17 protein-coding genes and 1 pseudogene are annotated in these 20000 nt (G+C 40.3%); 5 read left to right on the top strand and 13 right to left on the bottom strand.

The window, feature by feature from the left end; translation table 11 throughout:
- Positions 1 to 13: 13 nt before the first annotated feature.
- From C232_RS0108610 to C232_RS0108570, 9 genes are all read right to left on the bottom strand, one after another.
- Positions 14 to 1432 (bottom strand): MATE family efflux transporter, encoded by a 1419-nt coding sequence (locus tag C232_RS0108610; RefSeq protein ID WP_018663362.1) that lies wholly within the window; start codon positions 1430 to 1432, stop codon positions 14 to 16.
- A 71-nt stretch (positions 1433 to 1503) separates the two neighbouring features.
- A complete protein-coding gene (gene cps2T / locus C232_RS0108605; RefSeq protein WP_018663360.1) occupies positions 1504 to 2661 on the bottom strand; it encodes a beta 1-4 rhamnosyltransferase Cps2T in 1158 nt (385 codons plus the stop codon).
- Between the two features lie 48 nt (positions 2662 to 2709).
- Positions 2710 to 3894: a CDP-glycerol glycerophosphotransferase family protein gene (locus tag C232_RS0108600; protein ID WP_018663358.1), complete on the bottom strand. Its 1185-nt coding sequence runs from the start codon at positions 3892 to 3894 to the stop codon at positions 2710 to 2712.
- Positions 3895 to 3951: 57 nt separating this feature from the next.
- Positions 3952 to 4914: a glycosyltransferase gene (locus C232_RS0108595; RefSeq protein WP_018663356.1), complete on the bottom strand. Its 963-nt coding sequence runs from the start codon at positions 4912 to 4914 to the stop codon at positions 3952 to 3954.
- 26 nt (positions 4915 to 4940) lie between these two features.
- Entirely contained in the window at positions 4941 to 5630 is a 690-nt protein-coding gene (locus tag C232_RS0108590) for a sugar transferase (RefSeq protein ID WP_018663354.1), read from the bottom strand.
- Between the two features lie 12 nt (positions 5631 to 5642).
- Positions 5643 to 6539 carry a UTP--glucose-1-phosphate uridylyltransferase GalU gene (galU, locus tag C232_RS0108585; RefSeq protein ID WP_018663352.1) on the bottom strand — a complete coding sequence of 299 codons (897 nt, stop codon included), beginning with the start codon at positions 6537 to 6539 and terminating at the stop codon, positions 5643 to 5645.
- Between the two features lie 289 nt (positions 6540 to 6828).
- A complete protein-coding gene (locus C232_RS0108580) occupies positions 6829 to 7593 on the bottom strand; it encodes a tyrosine-protein phosphatase (protein WP_018663350.1) in 765 nt (254 codons plus the stop codon).
- Between the two features lie 147 nt (positions 7594 to 7740).
- Complete coding sequence (locus C232_RS0108575; protein ID WP_018663348.1) at positions 7741 to 8433, bottom strand: CpsD/CapB family tyrosine-protein kinase; 693 nt, start codon at positions 8431 to 8433, stop codon at positions 7741 to 7743.
- Entirely contained in the window at positions 8423 to 9160 is a 738-nt protein-coding gene (locus tag C232_RS0108570) for a YveK family protein (protein ID WP_018663345.1), read from the bottom strand. The genes C232_RS0108575 and C232_RS0108570 overlap by 11 nt, the downstream gene beginning before the upstream one ends.
- A gap of 432 nt (positions 9161 to 9592) precedes the next feature.
- On the opposite strand from C232_RS0108570, the gene C232_RS0108565 reads away from it, so the two are divergent.
- Positions 9593 to 10408 (top strand): hypothetical protein, encoded by an 816-nt coding sequence (locus C232_RS0108565; protein ID WP_018663343.1) that lies wholly within the window; start codon positions 9593 to 9595, stop codon positions 10406 to 10408.
- Positions 10409 to 10443: 35 nt separating this feature from the next.
- On the opposite strand, the gene C232_RS0108560 is transcribed toward C232_RS0108565, so the two are convergent.
- On the bottom strand, positions 10444 to 10923 hold the full coding sequence (locus tag C232_RS0108560) for a sigma-70 family RNA polymerase sigma factor (protein WP_018663341.1): 480 nt from the start codon (positions 10921 to 10923) through the stop codon (positions 10444 to 10446).
- 417 nt (positions 10924 to 11340) lie between these two features.
- On the opposite strand from C232_RS0108560, the gene C232_RS0108555 reads away from it, so the two are divergent.
- The 3 genes from C232_RS0108555 to C232_RS0108545 all read left to right on the top strand — a co-directional run bounded on the left by C232_RS0108555 (position 11341) and on the right by C232_RS0108545 (position 13097).
- Positions 11341 to 11841 carry a competence protein ComK gene (locus C232_RS0108555; RefSeq protein ID WP_026314535.1) on the top strand — a complete coding sequence of 167 codons (501 nt, stop codon included), beginning with the start codon at positions 11341 to 11343 and terminating at the stop codon, positions 11839 to 11841.
- A 183-nt stretch (positions 11842 to 12024) separates the two neighbouring features.
- The gene (locus tag C232_RS0108550) at positions 12025 to 12810 is read left to right on the top strand and encodes a nucleotidyltransferase domain-containing protein (protein ID WP_018663336.1); all 786 of its coding nucleotides are present in this window, start codon (positions 12025 to 12027) and stop codon (positions 12808 to 12810) included.
- 95 nt (positions 12811 to 12905) lie between these two features.
- Positions 12906 to 13097: a CsbD family protein gene (locus C232_RS0108545; protein ID WP_018663335.1), complete on the top strand. Its 192-nt coding sequence runs from the start codon at positions 12906 to 12908 to the stop codon at positions 13095 to 13097.
- Between the two features lie 356 nt (positions 13098 to 13453).
- On the opposite strand, the gene C232_RS0108540 is transcribed toward C232_RS0108545, so the two are convergent.
- Together C232_RS0108540 and C232_RS0108535 are read right to left on the bottom strand one after the other, a co-directional pair.
- Entirely contained in the window at positions 13454 to 14212 is a 759-nt protein-coding gene (locus C232_RS0108540) for an ABC transporter permease (protein ID WP_018663333.1), read from the bottom strand.
- Positions 14209 to 14964: an ABC transporter ATP-binding protein gene (locus tag C232_RS0108535; protein ID WP_018663331.1), complete on the bottom strand. Its 756-nt coding sequence runs from the start codon at positions 14962 to 14964 to the stop codon at positions 14209 to 14211. Before C232_RS0108535 ends, C232_RS0108540 begins: the two co-directional genes overlap by 4 nt.
- 496 nt (positions 14965 to 15460) lie before the next feature.
- On the opposite strand from C232_RS0108535, the gene C232_RS0108525 reads away from it, so the two are divergent.
- Positions 15461 to 16120 (top strand): Ltp family lipoprotein, encoded by a 660-nt coding sequence (locus C232_RS0108525; protein WP_018663327.1) that lies wholly within the window; start codon positions 15461 to 15463, stop codon positions 16118 to 16120.
- Between the two features lie 296 nt (positions 16121 to 16416).
- On the opposite strand, the pseudogene metH reads toward C232_RS0108525, so the two are convergent.
- A pseudogene (metH, locus tag C232_RS18500) lies at positions 16417 to 19835 on the bottom strand (methionine synthase).
- Positions 19836 to 20000 lie beyond the last annotated feature (165 nt).

Genomic DNA, 20000 nt, shown 5'->3' with positions numbered 1-20000 from the left:
AATATTATCGACTTTATTTTTGTGAAAGTATAATTTTGAAATCCTTAATAGAAGTAAATATTTCCTTTTTATTTACAATCAAATAGACTGTATAAGAGACCAAATAGATTGCAAAAGATACCAGTGGGCTTAAAAACCAACCCGTATATATATATATAAACGTTAAAAATATTTCTTGCAATAACGTTCTAACCAAATTAATCTCAAGCATTTTTGATAAAAATATTTCTGCTAACACACTTCTAAAAGCAAGCAAAATAACAATTGCTATAACAATCAAAGTTAGACTCCTAAATAAAAATATAAATAGAGTAGTTAATACTATGCTTAACAAAACTGTAAAAAGATTAATTATTAATATTATCTTTTCTTTTCTTAACGTTTTTAAATAAGTATTTATAAGTAACGACATTTTACCTTCATATACACACATAGGAAACAATATAATCATATATTTTAGACTATCTGAATATATTGGTAGCCAAAAATTTAGTGCAATATCCATTGGATAGTATAAAATTAATAAAAAAAACAATACAGCAGAGAACGGTGGACGAACTGTTTTATAAATATAGGTAAGCCTGCTATTTTCAGTTCTTCGTAAAACTGGAAACATAATAATTCCTACAGCACTAACAAAGATCATAAGCATATTAGAAATAGATAAAGTTAATGATATTTTACCAAATGTCTTTACATCCCACTCATGCTCAATTCCAAGCCTAACAATTCCAATAATAAGCATATTAGCTATATTGGAGAACATTAATTTAATTCCAACATTTATATTAGTAAGTGCTTCGCGTATATCTAAACTGAAATTTTTTATTTTATTTAAAACAATATCTTTACAGCAATAAATAGAATAAAATAAAGAAATTAATTTTCCAATTATATCAGCAATAATCATTATTTTATAATTGTTAATTCCACCCGCAATAAGAATCAAAATTAATAAAATATATAATATTCTCTCCATCATAGTGATTATCGCGTATTCCTTTACTCTATTTGTACATTGTAATATATATATTAAAAAACACCTAATATTTACAATAAACATACAAAATGAAACCATTTGGATTATAAATATTTTATCAGAATTAGAAAGTATATTTGAAATTAAAAATATAGTTAATGCAAGTAAAAATTGAAAGACTACTAGCATCCAAAATTGAGAAAAAAATAGTTTTTTATTTAAATTTCCATATTTCTCTCCGCCATATCTTAAATACACTCCATCATTCCATCCAAAATGCAAGAAACCAACGTATGAGGAGTAAAATAGGTATAACTGCCAATAACCATATTCTGTAACACCAATTAATTTAGGAATCACCAGGATGACAGTTGTCGATATTACTAAAGAAATTAAATTTGAAAGTAAGGTATAAGAAAGATTTTTAAAAAACTGCAATATTTTATGATTCAAAATTCATCCCTCAAAAAACAACACAAATAAATTAGAAATTAGATTTTACTTCTCTGATTCCTGTACTGCCGCTATACATGTAAAAACAGATCTTCATATTGTTTAATTATTTTTTTCCATGAATATTCTTCTAAAATACGTAATTTAGCGCCATTATTTAAATTATCTATTTCCTCATGCGATAATTTTTCAGTTTTATCTATTAACTGTGCCAAATCATTTGATTTTTTTGAAAAGTAAATAGCTCCACTTTCAGCAACCTCCCTATTAAAGACAACATTTAATAAAATATTAATTTGTGTAGAGGCTAATGCTTCAAGTAAAGAAGGGTTTGTACCACCAACCTCATGGCCATGTATATAAGCAAAGGCCTGCTCACGAATTTTCTTCAATAGCTCTTTTTGATAAACTGTACCAACAAATTTAACTCTGTCATCTTCCTTAAAATGAGTTTCTTTAAGCAACTTTGAGTAAAAATCATTTTCCTCCACATTTGAAATTATTACTAGATCTTTTTTTGTATTTGAATTCATAAATTCTTTAATTATTAATTCATAGTTATTTTCAGGCACAAATCTGCCAACAATTAAATAATAATTATATGGAGTTATACGATATTTTTCATACCACCTTTTTAAACTTAAATCATTATTCTCAATATTGGATTTTCCAACATCAGCACCATATGCTATAAAGAGGGTCAGAGGATTATATTTATGATATTCCTTCTGTATATAAGATTCTATACCTTTTGAATCACAAATAATTAGATCAGCATTTTTCACCATCAATTGTTCAGATAACTTCCAATACTTTTTTACCGCAGAGTTCCACTTACTCCTTCTCCATTCATGTCCATCAGGATTCACAAAAATATTTACTCCAAGTTTTTTAAGTTGTCTTTTATATTTTGAAATAAATGGTCCGATTCTACATGCTAATATATATATAATACAATCCTTTAGGTTATTTAACCTAATGTATTCAATGCATCTTTTCAAGCTAAGTATATCGTATAAGATAGCTTTTGCACTTCCAATATTAGGAGTCTTAACGTTAAAGCATCTTGCACTATTGTAAATGAACTCATTATTATTATCAGACATACAAGAAATGTGGTAATAAATACTTTCATTTACTCTTTTCTTAGTTATGTTTTCTACAAATGTTTCAAACCCTCCGTAATTTGCGGGTATTCCTTTTGAGCCTATAATAAAAACATGTTTCATTCTCAAAACTCTCCTAGTTTATTTGTAATAAAACTTACCATCCCAAATTTAGTTATTTAGCATTTCTAGAGTTTTATATAATCTATAACAATTTTTATCATCAACAAAATCAAAATAATTATGTATCTTGGAGTAAAAAGAGTTTTTTGTTATATTGTTGTCTAGTATATAATTTAATGTTGTTGAAATTTCCTGTATATTTTTAGCCTTGTATCCAAATATATCAGTATCAAGATTTAAGTAGGAGCCCCTTTTCTTTTCATATTCACATTGATCAAAATGAAAAAATATAATGGGCTTGTTCATATAATAAAAGTCCCAAGCAACACTCGAATAATCAGTAATTAAAATATCAGCGCCTATTAGTTCTTGTTGAATATTTTTATCTGCAAAATCATTTAAATTAAATAACTGTACATTACTACTCCAACTTGTATTAAAGTACTTTTCCATAAAAGGGTGGAGGACAATCTTTAATTCTATGTTTTTTTCTGATAGTAATTTTTTGATATGCTGATTTTTTGTTAGCATAATAATATTTCTGTAATAACTGCTCTGTAATAAATCATTTGTATTTTTAGTAATTAACCATTCTCTCCAAGTTGGAAAGAAAAGAATTGATTTTTGTCTTTCATAACTTTCTTTATTAATTAGATTATCCAAACGAGGCATTCCAGTTATAAAAAGCTTAGAATCTGGAATGTGCCAATCATTATGCTTTATTTGATATTCATATCTTGATAAACAATTTATATAATGACATTCTTTTAAAAGATTTCTGGCATTTTTGTTATTAAGTACTTTTTTAAAACCTTCGACCCCATGGCTAACATAAATTATTTTTGTTTTATTATTCAAAAAAAGAAGCTTATTTATAAATGGTGCAACATCAAGCGAAAGAGAATGAGTGTATATTACATAATTTGATTTAAAAAACAAATAGTAATTAAAAACACTTCCTAATACTACCGCGTTTTTTATTTCCTTCAAACATGGATCAATTATTTTGTCATCGTATAACCAATAAGAATCATATTTATTATTAGCTTTATCGACAAGATATTTATGAAACACTGCTGCATTGTCTTCGTATTTTTTACCTAGGTGCTCTCCCAGTAAAACAATTTTCTTTTTTGACTTTTTGGGGCCTATTAAGTAAAGAATATAAGCTATAAATATTTTTATTAGAGAGATAATAATATAAAAAAAACCGTATTCCTTTATTTTTCTCATTGTAAATCTCCTAATGTATAACAATTATATTAAATTAAGTTTCATTCCACAATATTACTATTGTATGTCCCTTCCTAGCTTACCTCTCCACCCCTGACCAATCGCATTACAAATTCTATAGAATTTCAAAAAGCCCTTCTTTGTTTTAGGCATATACTTTAACCAAACAAAGGCCATATATATAAATATATTAGTGATGTATGCTAATTTTGAGGACGCTATAAACTTTTTTTCAAAATAAACCCTATTTCTTATGGAGTACAGCCCTCTTATAAGGTCATTAGTTTTAAAAATTCCTTTAAACATTGGCACTTTCTCTTTTCTATACCAAGAACTTTCTAAATCTACAATAACACTATCTGTAACACAATATATATCATACCCTTTTAATGTGAACCTATAAGTGAAATCAATGTCGTCACAATATAGATAATATTCTTGGTTTGGCAAATCTTTTTCGCTTATTAGGCTCTTATCAAGTAGCAAACCTCCATATGGAACTGCTTCGCATTTTATAAGATTATTTTCATTCAATCGCTCAGGTATCTTCTTAATTAACTTTTTCTTAATGTGAAATTCAAAAAAAGAGTTTTTGTAGAACTTTTGACCTTTGTTCTCTATTAATTCCTTTCTATCATTCCGAAATGAACTCAACAAAAATTTTTTATCCTCATTTTTTAAATGATATTGAGCTGTCCTTAAACTATATAATGCATTTTTATTAGGTAAATTATCATCATCTAATAACCAGACATACTGACCATCTTCATGTAATGCTAACTCTATTCCTCGGTAAAAACCTTTAGCAGAGCCCTCATTTCTTTCAAATGAGTATAATATTATGTTTCTAAACTTCTTTATATTATCACCTAATGAATAACTTGTTCCATTATCAATTAAGATAATTTTATTTACTTCGCCCAATTCAGAAACTCTGTCTAATACACGTTTTAAAAAATCCCATCTATTACCATAGGTTACAATAACGACATCAACTGAAGAAGTAGAGATTAAATTCACGATATACCCCCAATAATAAAACTTATTTAATAGGCGCCTTTTGAATTAAACATAATTACTACTGTTTTTACAATAATTTTAATATCATTATAAATTGACCTTTCCTTTATATACTTCAAATCTAACTCAACCATATCTTTAAAGCTGATATTGTTTCTTCCACTTACTTGCCATAAGCCAGTGCAACCTGGCGTAACGAATAACCTTTGAATATCATACTCCGTATATTCTTTAACTTCTCTAGGAAGTGGAGGCCTTGGACCTACTAAACTCATATCACCCTTCAATACATTCCACAATTGTGGCAGTTCGTCAATACTGGTTTTCCTAATATATTTACCTATCTTAGTTACTCTGGGATCATCCTTTAATTTAAACATGGCACCTTCAATTTCGTTGAATCTTAAGAGATCTTTTAATTGCTCTTCAGCATTTGTAACCATTGAGCGAAATTTATACATATAAAATTTCTTACCATTTTTTCCAACTCGAATTTGCTTAAAAAAAATGGGACCTCTCGGATCTTCAATCTTTATTAGTATAGCAACGATTAATAATAGCCATAATAAACATATAATTCCTAGACTTGCTCCAATAATATCCATACATCTTTTTAATATAGTATAGGACTTCTTCTCATGTAATTCGATCCTTTTAGCCTTTACTAAAGTAGCTTTATTTACAACTGAACTAGTAGCATAACTGGATTCAGCCATTACACATTCCCCCTATTTTGATTCCAGTGCATCTACACAAGTTTTTCTAACAATTCCTCTCATTAGATCTAATAGATCACTACTAATTGTCTCATCTTTTAAGGCCATTTCAATTTGGGATTGGATAAACCCTAACTTCTCCCCAACATCAAATCTTTTTCCTTCAAACTGATAAGCAAACACTCTCTGAATCTGATTCAATTGCTGAATCGCGTCGGTCAACTGTATCTCTCCGCCGGCACCTTTTTCTTGTTTATCCAAAAACATAAATATTCCTGGAGTTAGCAGATAGCGTCCTATAATTGCAAGATTAGAAGGTGCCGTCCCCTGTTCTGGTTTCTCAACAAACTTTTCTACTTGATAACTACGTCCATTTTGTGATGCAGGGGCAATGATCCCATAACGGTGGGTTTCATCTTCTGGCACTTCCTGCACACCGATAATCGAGGAATGTGTGAGTTCATATTGATCAATGAGTTGTTTTAAACATGGCGGGTCATTCTGCACGATATCATCACCAAGCAGAACCGCAAATGGCTCGTCCCCAATAAAATTACGTGCACACCATACAGCATGTCCCAGCCCAAGAGGTTCTTTCTGTCGGATATAGTGGATATTGGCTAAATTAGAAGAATAGCGGACTTTATCTAAGAGGTCGAACTTGCCTTTTTCGGCAAGATTTTGTTCCAGTTCCCAAGCATTATCAAAATGGTCCTCAATCGCTCTTTTTCCTTTTCCGGTAACAATAATAATATCTTCAATGCCTGATTCAACGGCTTCTTCAACGATGTATTGGATCGTTGGCTTATCGACAATTGGCAGCATTTCTTTTGGCATCGCTTTTGTAGCAGGCAAGAATCTTGTCCCTAAACCAGCTGCGGGAATAATTGCTTTTCTTACTTTTTTCACGTTAAAACCCCCTTATTTTAACCAATCTTTAAAATTTTTGTTGTATCATCTATCATATGACCTGCTAATTTTTTTTTAATGTGTTTCAACTTTTGTTTCTTGGGTAATAAAATAGGGCATCTAACCCGTCCTCACATCATACTCTTGGCGACTGGCGTCTAAGGTGAAATTACTGAACACCCACAGCATGACCGAGTGCCTCCCGTGATATCGGATTGGAGACATGTCCAAAATATTACATAAGAATGAACCAAATGAGAAACTTGCTTTGTAAGTAAGACACTTTTGATTAAAAAAGCCCGAACAATTTTTTTTGCTTAATGGGCTGCGGCACTTCTCTGTATATATTCTGGCCATTTACGAGTAGCTCGGCATTTTCCGTAAAAAAGTATAGCATATCTGTTCCGTATTTCTTTTCGACTTCTTCAACTGCTTCTTCCATTTTAAAAGCACGGTTCTTTACATTATGGGCATCTGAAGCTAAGAAATGGGTTAAGTTGGCTTCGATCAGCTGCTCGCCGAACTTTTTAATTTTCTTGCCGAACGCTCCTGTTAAACTGGCGGCGGTAATTTGCGTTGCGGTTCCCGAATTGACCATTTCATAAAGACGGTCGGGGTTTTGCATCAGTTCGCTGTTTCTTTCCGGATGGACAATGATCGGCATCAATCCTTTTACCTGCAGATCATAAAGCAAGGTCTCCGCATAATGCGGGACATGGCCTGTCGGAAACTCGATAAAGACATAAGAAGAATCTGCCAAAGTTTGGATTTCGCCTTTTTCATAGCCTTCTAAGATTTCGCCGAAAATTCGGTTTTCTTGGCCGGGAAGAATTGTGAGGTCAATTTGTTCTTCTGTTAATCTCTTATTTAGTTCCTGCACTTTTTCCATAATATCCGCTTTCCGGTTTTCATAGCGGCCGTTCATATGGTGGGGGGTTGCAATGATCGTATCAATCCCCTGGGATACAGCTTGTTTCGCCATATCCAGACTATCGTATAGATTTTGTGCCCCATCATCTATGCCGGGAAGGATATGGCAGTGGATATCAATCATACAAACCCCTCCAAACATTCAGTATAGTCTTTATTGAAATTAAATAACAATCTAGACCGAAATAGACCAAATATGTTCCTATTAGATTTTAATAGTCCTATTTTACCATTTTTCTACAAAAGATGAAATATCATTTTGGAAAATGGTTTATTCTTTTCCGTAATAATAATAATGCGTATGCTGGGTTTTCCGGTTATTCAGGACGACTCCCAGCAAATTGGAGTTGGCACTTAAAAGCAGGTCTTTTGTCTTTTTTACTTCTTCCACTTCCGCTTTCCCGCTTGAGACCACGAGAATCGTGCCATCGCACTGATTGGTTAAGACCTGTGCATCCGTAACCGCAAGCACCGGCGGCGTGTCTAGCAAAACGACATGGTAGTCTTCTTTTGCTTTCTTCAAAAGCTCTGTCATCATCCGTGAACTTAAAAGTTCGGCCGGATTGGGCGGGATTGGTCCGCTCGGGAGGACGTGCAAATTTTCAACCTCCGTTTTTGAAATTGTCTCATTCAAGCTGCCTTGTTTTGTCAGTACAGTTGTCAAACCAAATGTATTGGTCAACCCAAAAGTATAGTGAGCCGTTGGGCGGCGCAAGTCCGCATCGATGAGCAGTACCTTTTTCCCTTGCTGAGCAAAGACGACTGCTAAGTTCGCAAGCACGGTTGATTTCCCTTCTCCGGGTCCGCTTGACGTCACCATTAACAACCGCATTTCTTTGTCTACGGAAGCAAAGCTGATATTCGTTCGGATCGTCCGGAATTGTTCGGAGATTGGCGACATCGGATTTAGTTTTGAAATGAGTTTTCTTCTTGTATTGTGTGTCTTATGTTTCTTAGGCGCCAATCGTCTCAACCTTTCTCTTTGTTTTTTTTCCTGAACGATGGGATGATGCCAGTTCCTGGTCGTCAATCTGGCCGATCACGCCGAGAACAGGCAATTCCAAAATGTTTTCAATATCCTGCTCATCCTTAATGGTGTTATCCAGGTATTCGAGCAGGAAGGCAACCGCGACACCAACCATTAACCCAACGACCAAAGCAATCGCAATATTAAGTAATGGTTTTGGCTGTACAGGGACTTGTGGAACTTGTGCTTTTGAAATCACGGTGACATTATCGACCTTCATAATGCTTTTAATCTGCCTTTTAAACACATCGCCGATTTTATTGGCAATCTTCGCTGCCATATAAGGATCCGTATCCTTGACCGATAACGTAAAGACTTGCGAATTTTGTTCACTGCTTATGGTCAGTTTTTCGTTCAATTCATCCGTCGTCATATCTAACTTCAGGTCTTTGATGACTTTATCCAAAATAGCAGGGCTTTTGATAATGACATTGTATGTATTGACCAATTGCACATTTGTTTGGACTTCGTTTGCCGTATATAATGACTGGTCATCACTTGCTTTGTTGACGAGAATCTGTGTAGAAGATTCATATACCGGCGTGATCACAAAATAGCTGATAACAGCTGTTACAACCATAGCTGCCAGCGCAATCAACGTTATCATCATCATTCGCTTGCGCAATACCTGCATTAAATCTTTTAAACTAATTGTTTCTTCCATGTTTTCCTCCTTAAATCGACGGCATTATTACAATAAATAATAGTAGAATAATCATAGGATAAAAAAATCATTTTTCATTATACCATATTTTTCTTAATATTTACGGACAAATGTCATATTTATCATTTTTTTGTTACATGTAGTATTAAAACATAAAAACCTGTCTAATAAAATAGCATTACATGATTTCCCTTGATTTTCCTTGTCATATGATTTGACAAGGATCATTTTACTGTACTGGCTTTACGAATTTGTTAGGACGGGATAAAAGTTCTGTATCGAAACGATGAAGGCAATGTAAAAGAAGGCAATTATCGGACAAATGCATGTGTTTGATGCATTTTTTGTTGTGGAACATGGATTTTTTTGTCATAATTTGAATAGTTATGTCTTGTTTCGTTTTCTATTTTTTTGTTTGGAGGTTTTGATGATATGAAATTTTTCATGATGCTGATTTCCGTTCTTGCAACGATTGTTGTGCTGCTGGGCGGGAATCTGTATTGGAACCATAAGACCAGTGTAGAGCATTTCAACAGTACTCCCGCAGATGCTTCCACAACTGCGCCGGCAAAAACAGTAAGTACGCCTAAAGAGAAAGAAGCGAAGACAAATGCTGCTGAACCGGATGCGAAACTGGAGGACTACACCGCCAACTGGCCAAAGAAAGCACGGTCTGAATTTAAGACGGCACTGAAGCAGAATAAGACGTATAAAATTGCGATTGTCGGTTCGCAGGCAATGGGTTCGTCTTCAAATGGCTGGGGGGCCGATTTGAAGAAGGCTTTGAAAGATGCATATGGCAGCCACATCAGCGTTGCACTGTACCCCTACAATCTGAATTCTGACGAGTTTATCCGTGAAGAGAAGCATCAGGAGGTGGCTGACTTTGCGCCGGACATGGTGCTGTTTGAGCCGTTTATTTTGAATGATAACGGGCAAGTGGCTATGGAAAACGAGTTTGATGATATTAAGACAGCGGTGAACGCTTGGGGCAAGGCCGTTATCCTGATCCAGCCTTCCTATCCGCTTTACCAGGCAACGAACTATCCAGATCAGGTGGAGCAGCTGAAAACCTTCTCGAAAATGGAAGGCTATGATTATCTCGACCATTGGAAAAACTGGCCGGATCCCGACAGCGATGCATTTAAATCGTATGTTGTTTTCTCGGGCGAAGAGCAGACCGCACCGAGTGCAAAAGGTGAGCAGGTTTGGTACGAGTACTTGCGTGATTATTTTATCGCAGACTAGCAGAAAGGCGTGCGGTGGTAGACCGCACGCTTTTTTTAATGGTTGCGCATTCTCAGTTTGGCAAGTGCCCCCTGCCGCCATTTTTTAACAGCACTGATCGACTTGCCTTCTCTTTCGGCGATTTCACTGATTTTCAGCTGGTTGTAAAAGGTGCCGACGACCCATTTTGTTTCATTTTCGGTTAAGCCATCGCAGTAGGCGAGCAGCGTTTCAAGTTCCAGCGGCGGGCGCAGGTCGGGGTCGGTTTCCCCGTTCCAAAACTCCTCTTTCGGATATACGAACGTATCCTCTGTCCGCCGTGCTTTCGACAGAGCCTTCAGCATTTTGCCGCGGATTGTGATATACGCATAGCTTGTAAACGACCCCTTCTCTTCCTGTCTATTTTCGTAAGCTTCCCAAAGTGCGATCAGGCCGATCTGTTCAAATTCTTCCTGATTTTTGTAAATGTTCAGTTTCCGGATCATGTGATGGATCATCGGACGGTACTGCTCGAGTATTTGCTCAAAACTTTCCATGTGGTTCCCCTTTTGGAAAGCGCGCTTTTCCTTTATTCCCGGGTTGTTTTTACGATAGCGCGGTATAGGGCGGAGAGCGAATCGCCTATTTTGAAGTTTCCGCGGGGAAATTTTAAATTTTCACGGAGAAAGCTTGAACATTTTTAAGAAAAGGTGTTGATTATTGCATCGGTTTGTTTGTTTATGGGGATTCGTGAGGAAAAACGGCTTAGGATTAAATGGAATATTATTTTTTTAATAAATAATGGGAAAATTGTCATTTTATGCTTTTCTTTTCGCAGATTTTGTGTATAATAGATTGTAAATAAGATGAATGAAGGGCATCGAGGGCCATTGTTTTAGGACATTTGGCTTATATGCGCACTTTCACTCAGCTTATGAAATACTTTTGTTTTATAAAAAGGGAGGATGAATTTGTTGAAAGAGATTCAAAATTATTTGGTAAACAGCGGGACATATGCTTTAGCTGCTGCCCGCCACCCTGAATATCAGACGGTGATTTATGATCGCGAAGGGAAGTTCTATTCGAAGCAGAACAAGCTTGATATTCTGGACGGTGCTTGTAAACGCCTGCGCCTGTGCGACTACTGGGGATCTGCGCGGGCAGTCAGAGATACGTTCGGCTATAACAAACCGCCTGTTATCATTGGGAAACCTCACATCATTGCTACGCCAACCATGTCACCGTTATCCTTTGACTGCCAGTTTATCTTTTTGGCGAATGTCCTTCAACATGAACTCACACCAGACGGACTCCTCATAGAATTCAAAAATCATCAGAAACTGAAACTCAACTGCTCAGAATATACGTATATCGAACAATGCAAGCGGACATCAAACTGTGCCTTATTTTTCAACGGTACTTTCAGTTACATACCGCCGCGGCGGAATCGCAAAAACGGCAATAACCACTCCTAATGGTCTGCAAGGTGGGTTTTCCCCACTTTGCAGATCATAAAAATCGCACTTTCTTAACAACCCTCCGCTTCTTCCATCCTTGGATGATTCTTCTTTTTGTTTACTCTATTCCATTCTTCCTCCCATTCTGATAGACATGGTTATACTATAAAGTGAATTTGCAAGTTGTGAGGTGTTGTTGCTTTGCGTGAACGGATGATCCAAAATTTGCAGGCGGTAGAGACAACGCATGATGTGAAAATTTTATTCGCTTGTGAAGCCGGCAGCCGGGCCTTTGGGCTTGCAGATCGGCACAGCGATTACGATGTCCGGTTCATCTATGTCCACCCATTGCGCTGGTATTTGTCGATTGAAGAAAAGAAAGATACGATCGAATTTGCGTTAAAGGACGGGTTGGATCTGTCCGGCTGGGATCTGCGCAAATCCCTGCGCTTGTTGCGGAAATCCAACCCTTCGCTGCTTGAGTGGCTGCAGTCGGAAGTGGTTTATGCTGAAGAACCCGGTGTTATGCAGGAAATCAGGCGTTTGGCGCAGGCATTGTTTTCTCCGAAGGCATGTCTGTTTCATTATTTGAATATGGCCTGGGCGAATTTAAAGGATCCGGGAGCACTGAAAAATGCCTTGTATGCGGCAAGAGCTGTGCTTGCCGCGCGCTGGATCGAATGCAACCGGACATTTCCGCCTCTGGAGCTGGAGGCACTGCTGGCATGTTTGCCTGCGGATGCGGACGGGGTACAGGTCAAGGAACTGGTGCTGGAATTGGCGCAGAGAAAACGGGCTGGCTGCACTGCGCAGGATTCGGAAACAGACAATTTTTCCGGCTTGGCTGCTTTTTTGGACCGCGAAGTTGCACGTTTGCAGGATTTTGCGGCGTCTATGGAAGGCGTAAAGGCGTCTCGCGAAATGGTGCAAGAGCTGGATGCATTCTTTTTTCGTGTGTTAGAGGGGGATGATGCTGCTTTTTATTAATTGGTCTGCCGGAGAACTGCCTCCTTACCTGCGTTTAATCCATTCCATTGAGGGAATATGTGAAGTGAACAAAGGTTAAAGGAGGAATGAAAATAATGGACAAGGATTCCATGAAAGACAAGCTAAAAGGCAAATTCAACCAATTAAAAGGGGATGCCAAAGAAGCCTTGGCAAATGCGACAGATGATGCCGGCAAGAAAACGGAAGCAAAAGCTGACAAAGCAAAAGGCAAAACCCAGGAATCAATAGGCGATGCAAAAGACCGTATGGCACATCAAAATAAATAAAATGATTGTGCAGTGTAACGGCTGCTTATCGTTTCGCGTAACGATGTAAAACTGATTGATGAATTGAAGAAAATGTACATGCGGCTGGCAATCAATGCCGACTCTTTCCAATAGAGTTTTAAAAGCGGAAATCCAGAATCTTCCCCTTTCCCTCTGGATTTCCGCTTTTTGTTCAATACATATAGATGGTTTATTTTGCAAAATATTACACAAGTTTTCGCTAAAGCCGGGATATTTCCGTGGAAATATCCTGCTTTTTGTCGAAATCTTCGGGGACAGAAAGCTTTTTAACCCAACGTAACGGACTCCCACCGCAAGATTCATGGGGAAAACGCCAGGTGGGAGAAAGTTTTCCGTTATTTCCACGCCTGGATCTCAAGCTGCTGGTTCTGGTTAAACAGCCTTGGGTAAATGAGAAAACCGAGGATAATTGCTGTTAACGATGCAGCAGCCATGATCATAAAGACGACCAGCAGTTGGAAGCGGACAGCCTGGATCGGATCAGCACCGGCAATAATCTGGCCGGTCATCATACCCGGCAGTTGGACAAGCCCAATGGTCCGCTGGCTTTCGATTGTCGGAATAAGGCTTGCGCGGATTGACTGCTTCAGCACGGGATAGATGGACTGCTTTTGGGTCCCGCCAAGTGATAGCACAAGCATGACTTCCTCTTTTCTCATCTCCAGTTCGCCTTTTAAACGGTTTAAGAAAAGATTGGCGATTACCATCGAGTTTCCGATGATCATACCGCTGATCGAAATGACATATTGCGGTGTGGCCGGCACGATCCGCAATCCGAGCAGAAGGCCCTGGCTGACCGTTTCCACAATCGCGATCGTAATAAAGATGATCCAGAAAATATGCGGCAGCCCCTTCCCTCGTTTTTCCGCATTTCCGGCAGCGACCGCGATCATCACTAACACCATCAGAATCATAACAGACGCATGGTCAAAACCGAAGACCGCTTTTAAAATATAGCCGACAATTAGCAGTTGGATCGCTGCGCGGATGCTTGTGATGATCAAATCACGGCCAAGCCCGAGCTTAAAAGCGGCAGATAGAAACAGGGCAAGAATGACAAAACTGGAACTGAGCAGTATGGTGAGCAAATTCATTTTGTTCCCCTCTTCATTTCTAAAAAGTGTTGGGCTTCCGTTGTTTTCGGGCTGGTGAAAAATTCCCGAGTCGGCGCTTTTTCAATCAGCTTGCCGTCAATGAGGAGCCAGGTATCTTCCCCTACTCTTTCCGCCTGCGCCAAATCGTGGGTGACCCAGAGAATCGTCGTGTGCCGCTCGCGATTGATACGCACGATCAGTTCTTCAACTTCATGCGCTGATATCGAATCGAGGGCCGAGGTGACTTCATCAAGCAGCAAAATGCCCGGCTCATTGACGAGCGTGCGGGCAAGCGACAATCTTTGCCGCTGCCCGCCGGAAAGTTCTTTCGCTTTCCTGTTTAGGAGATTTTTCGGCAGGCCGACATATTCCATATACTTTTCCGGGTCATCCAGCTCCCTGCCCTGCAGTTTGGCTGGCAACTGGAGATTTTCAAGCGCCGTTCCGGACAGCATCGGAGCCGATTGGAAAGCAATGCCGACGCGGCGTCTCAACTCCTGAATATTCCAGGCGCGCACTTCTTTTCCCCGGATCCGCACTTCGCCTTCATCCGGCGTAATCAGCAGATTGCACAAAGATAACAACGTGCTTTTTCCGGAACCGGACGGACCGATAATGGTGAGAATCTCCCCTGTTTTGACTTCCCCCGTTATGCCTTTTAGGACCGGGATTTTCTCGTTATTGTGGAGGAAGGATTTCCTGACATTGATAAAGGCTGCCTCCGGGGTGCTTGTCTGATTGGTTTGTATCATTGGTTCTTCATCCTTATGTGATGTTTTTGGCTTTATCGTAACAGTTTGTGGGGTTTTTGCCAATTTTTCTATACGGAGATGTGATTTAAATCTAGTGCATTTTCGGTAGGTCATTTAGAATCCATTATGTTGGATTACCTTACCATAAATTAATTCATTTTCATATTTTTCACATAAAGGGTTTTCCTAAAAGCCTGATTTATACCACTAATTATGCTTCCTGTAGTAAATACTGTGAATAATTCAAGACACATTAGTTTTCCTCTCCTAAAGAATATATTTTTTCCCATAAATAAATGATTTTGATATAACCTCTCGAATGTTCAAATATGAATATTTTTTGAACCAACGCAGTTAAACTGTCGGGATGTTTTAGTGAATAAGGGTAGCGTCTGGAAAATGTAGATTTACAACACTAAGCAAGACTAAAAGAATGATACTATTTTACTAGAGATATGATATAATTTTACGTAAAATGACATAGGGGGTACAGGAATTGGGGAAACAACAAAAACAGAAAAAACCGTTCTATAAAAAATGGTGGGTTTGGGTGATTGCTATCATTATTATCGGGGCTGCTGTCAACGGCAACGATGATGGCACATCGGACTCAAACAAAAAGGAAAGCAAGCCGGCTGTCACCAAATCAGTAAAGGATAAGCCAGAGAAAAAAGAGGATACGAAGGCAGAGGATAACGTTCCTGGAGAATATAAGTCTGCTTTGAAAAAAGCTGAATCGTACGCAAAAACAATGAACATGTCCAAAAATGCTATTTATGACCAATTAACTTCAGAAAATGGTGAACAGTTTTCTGCAGAAGCTGCTAAGTATGCAATGGATAATCTTGAATTTGATTGGAAGGCTAACGCTTTGAAGAAGGCTGAATCCTATTCAAAATCTATGCATTTGTCAAAACAAGGAACTTATGACCAGCTTATTTCTGAAAACGGTGAAAGATTCACACAAGAAGAAGCACAGTACGCAATTGACAATATGAAAGCCAATTTTAATAAAAATGCCTTGGTAAAAGCAAAAAGTTATCAGAAATCAATGAGTATGTCACCAGAAGCGATAAGAGACCAACTGACATCTGAAAACGGTGAAAAATTTACACAAGAAGAAGCTGATTACGCTATTAAGCATTTAGGTAAATAAAACGCAAAACACGCCCTCATCCTATTCTTTGGTTGAGGGCGTTTTATTGTCGTTGGGGGAATCGTCTTGAAAATGTGCCTAGCGTTGTACCTGCATCTTCCTGACGGTATCCCAATAAGCGAGAAAAATAAATTTTGAGAATAGCCCAGACCTTTTAGACCGGGCTATTTAATTTTTTAAACAAAAAGCTCGGTATATGCGAAGTATTTTGATATGCATTTTACTTTACATCTTTATTTGTAAATTTACGTTTTGCGATAGGGAACGGAACCCATTACCCGTTTTGGGTTTCTTTTTTACACCGCATAATACCGTGCTTCCGGATGGGAGAATACCAGGGCTGTTACTGCTGCTTCGGGTTCCATCATATAGCCTTCGGTGAGGTGGAGGCCGATTTTTTCGGGTTCGAGCAGTTTGAAGAGTTTGGCCTGGTCTTCCAGGTTCGGGCAGGCCGGGTAGCCGAATGAGTAGCGCTGGCCCTGGTATTTGGCGGCGAAGCGCTGCTGCATGGTGAAGTCGGCCGGGTCCGGGAAGCCCCATTGGTCACGGATGAGTTCGTGCAGGCGTTCAGCAAAGCCTTCTGCTGTTTCGAGGGCGAGGGCCTGCAGGGCGTGGCTCTCGAAGTATTCGCCTTTTTCTTTTAACTGCCGGGCATAGGCGCGGATGTTTTTGCCGGCGACGACTGCGAACATGCAGACGTAGTCGACGACCCCGCTGTCGACGCTGCGCACATAATCGGACAGGCACAAATGCTGCCCTTTATTTTGGCGCGGGAAGGTGAATCGTTCTATAACGCGCAAGGATTTCGAATCCGGCACTTCACCGGGGTGCAACGGACTTGTTTCCCCGTAAATGATTAAATCATTTCCGTCCGATTGGGCCGGGAAGAATTGGTAAACGGCTGAAGGCTTGAGCATTTGCTTTTCCCTCACCCGGTTCCGCAGGGCGTCAACTTGTTCTTTCAGTTTAATCGCACGTTCGTCCCCTTCTGCCAGCAGCCTGTCGATTTTTCCTTTTAAACCGAGATGGTGGCCGAGCAGCATTTGCATGTTGACATACGGTTCAATAAAACTTAACGGATAATTGCGCAGCACATGCCGCTTGAGGTCAGGCGGCTGGTAAACCGGCGCATCTTTTGAAACAGCTGAGCGGCGCGGTGCTTCTATTACAGCGGTCTGGACAGGCGCTATCGTTCTTCCGCTAATGGCAGCCTGTTTCTCACGCTGGGCTTGAATTTCAGACCTTAGTGTGGCCCGTTCCTCACTGTCTTGCAGGCGGTTGGCAAGGGCGAGGCCGTCCATTGCATCTTTTGCATAGACGACAAGCCCTTCGTATTGCGGTGAAATTTTATTTAAGGTAAATTTTCGTGACAATGCTGCACCGCCGACCAAAATGGGCTGCTGGATGCCGGCTTCTTTTAAATCCTGGGCGGTCAGGACCATTTGTTGGGCAGATTTGACGAGCAGGCCCGAAAGCCCAATGACATCCGGTTTTTCTTTTCTCACCGCCTGAATGAGGTCTGCCGGGGCGACTTTGATGCCGAGGTCGACCACGTCATAGCCATTATTCGATAAAATGATGTCGACGAGATTTTTGCCGATGTCATGGACGTCGCCTTTTACAGTGGCGAGCACGATTTTTCCTTTTGTGCTCGTTTCGTTTTTTTCCATATACGGTTCCAAAAAGGCGACCGATGCTTTCATGACTTCCGCGCTCTGCAACACTTCGGCCACGATGAGCTGGTTGTCGTTAAAGAGGCGGCCAACTTCTGCCATGCCATCCATGAGCGGGCCGTTGATGATCGCAAGCGGGTTTGGGTATTCCTTGAGTGCTTGTTCAAGATCCGGAATCAGGCCTTCTTTCGTGCCTTCAACGACATAATTGGCGAGCCGTTCGGGAAGCGTCATCGTGCTAGCGGCAACCTTTTTCTTCTGAACCTTGCCGCGGTAAAGTTCGGTAAAGGCGGCAAGGGCTTCGTCGCTTGTTTCAAATAACAGTTTCTCGGCCATCCGCACACTTTCTTCCGGGATTGAAGCAAAGCGCTCGAGTTTTTCGGTATTAACGATCGCATAATCGAGCCCGGCTTTCGTACAGTGGTAGAGAAAGACGGAGTTGAGCACTTCGCGTCCGGCTGGCGGCAGGCCGAATGAAACATTGCTAACGCCAAGGATGGTCTGGCATTCCGGTAGGGCTTCCTTGATGAGGCGGATGCCTTCGACCGTTTCTTTGGCGGCGCCGAAATACTGCTTATCGCCGGTGCCGGCCGGGAATACGAGCGGATCGAAAATCAGATCATGCGGGTCAAGGCCGTATGTATGGACAAGCAGATCGTAGGAACGGCGGGCGACTTCAAGTTTGCGTTCAGCCGTAACCGCCATCCCTTCTTCGTCAATCGTGCCGACAACAACAGCGCCGCCGTACCGGTGCAAAAGCGGGACGACTTTTTCAAAGCGTTCGGTGCCATTTTCAAGATTAATGGAATTGATAAGGCTTTTTCCCTGGCAGTACGTAAAAGCTTTTTCGATGACGGCCTCGTCGGTTGAATCAATCATAAGCGGCACTTTGATTTTTTTCACAGCCATCGAGATAAACTGCTCCATGTCGCTGATTTCTTCACGGTCCGGGTCAGCAAGGCAGACATCGATGACCTGGGCGCCGTTTTTGACCTGGGTGCGCGCGATTTCGCTTGCTTCTTCAAACTTGCCTTCTGCAATCAGGCGTTTGAATTTGCGTGATCCGATGACATTGGTGCGTTCGCCGACAAAAATCGGCCGCGTCGACGGGTCGTCATAAATGAACGGCTCAATTCCGGAAACGGCATGGTACTGGACGTGATTCGGCTTCCGCGGCGGCAGACCGGCGAGTGCTTCGTTTAGCGCTTTGATATGTTCCGGCGTTGTGCCGCAACAGCCGCCTGCGATATTGAGCCAGCCTTTTTCCGCAAACCCCTTCATTTTGGTTGCGAGCGACTGCGGTGTTTCGTGGTAATGGCCTTCTTCATCGGGAAGGCCGGCATTCGGGTAACAGCTGACGGCGGTTTTCGCAAGGCCTGAGAGCGTGCGGATCGAGTCGGACATAAATTCGGGCCCGGTTGCACAGTTGAGGCCGACTGAGACCGGGTGCATATGCGCAACCGAGATGTAGAACGCTTCAATGTTTTGGCCGGCAAGCGTCGTGCCCATCGGCTCAATGGTCCCGGAGATGAGGAGCGGCAGTTTTTTTCGGTTTCGGCAAAAGCATCCGTGATTCCGAGAAAAGCCGCTTTGACATTTAACAAATCCTGCGACGTTTCAACGAGTAATGCATCTGCACCACCTTTGATCAGCCCGCGCGCCTGTTCCTGGTAGGCGGTTTTTAAGGCGGCAAACGTGGTCCCCCCGGTGACGGACAGCGTTTTGGTCGTCGGGCCCATAGAGCCGGCAACGAAACGCGGGCGCGCCGGTGTTGAATATTTTTCTGCAGCCTGTTTGGCAAGGCAGGCCGCTTCGGTATTGATTTTTTCAGCAAGATTACCAAGGCCGTATTCATCGAGCACGATGCTGGTGGCGCCAAATGTGTCCGTTTCGATGATATCAGCCCCCGCTTCCAGGTAAGCTTCGTGGATCGAGGCAATCACATCAGGCGCGGTCAGCACCAAATACTCATTACAGCCCTCGTATGCTTCGTCGCCGAAATCTGCCGCACTCAAGTTTTTCTGCTGAATCATCGTCCCCATTGCGCCGTCCAGAATCAGAATACGCTTTTCGAGTTCCTGTTCAAATTGTGATTTTGTGTGCAAATTTTTCTCCGTATCCGGGGCTTGTTCAAATTCCGTATTGGTGTGCAAACTCGTTTCCGTATTCGGATCCCGTTCAAATTGCGTATTGGTTTGCAATTTCTT

It is taken from the genome of Heyndrickxia acidiproducens DSM 23148, from assembly GCF_000374345.1.
GTDB lineage: Bacteria > Bacillota > Bacilli > Bacillales > Bacillaceae_C > Weizmannia > Weizmannia acidiproducens.
The sequence above is the reverse complement of the archived record's forward strand: the minus strand, read 5'-3'. Positions and strand labels throughout refer to the sequence as shown.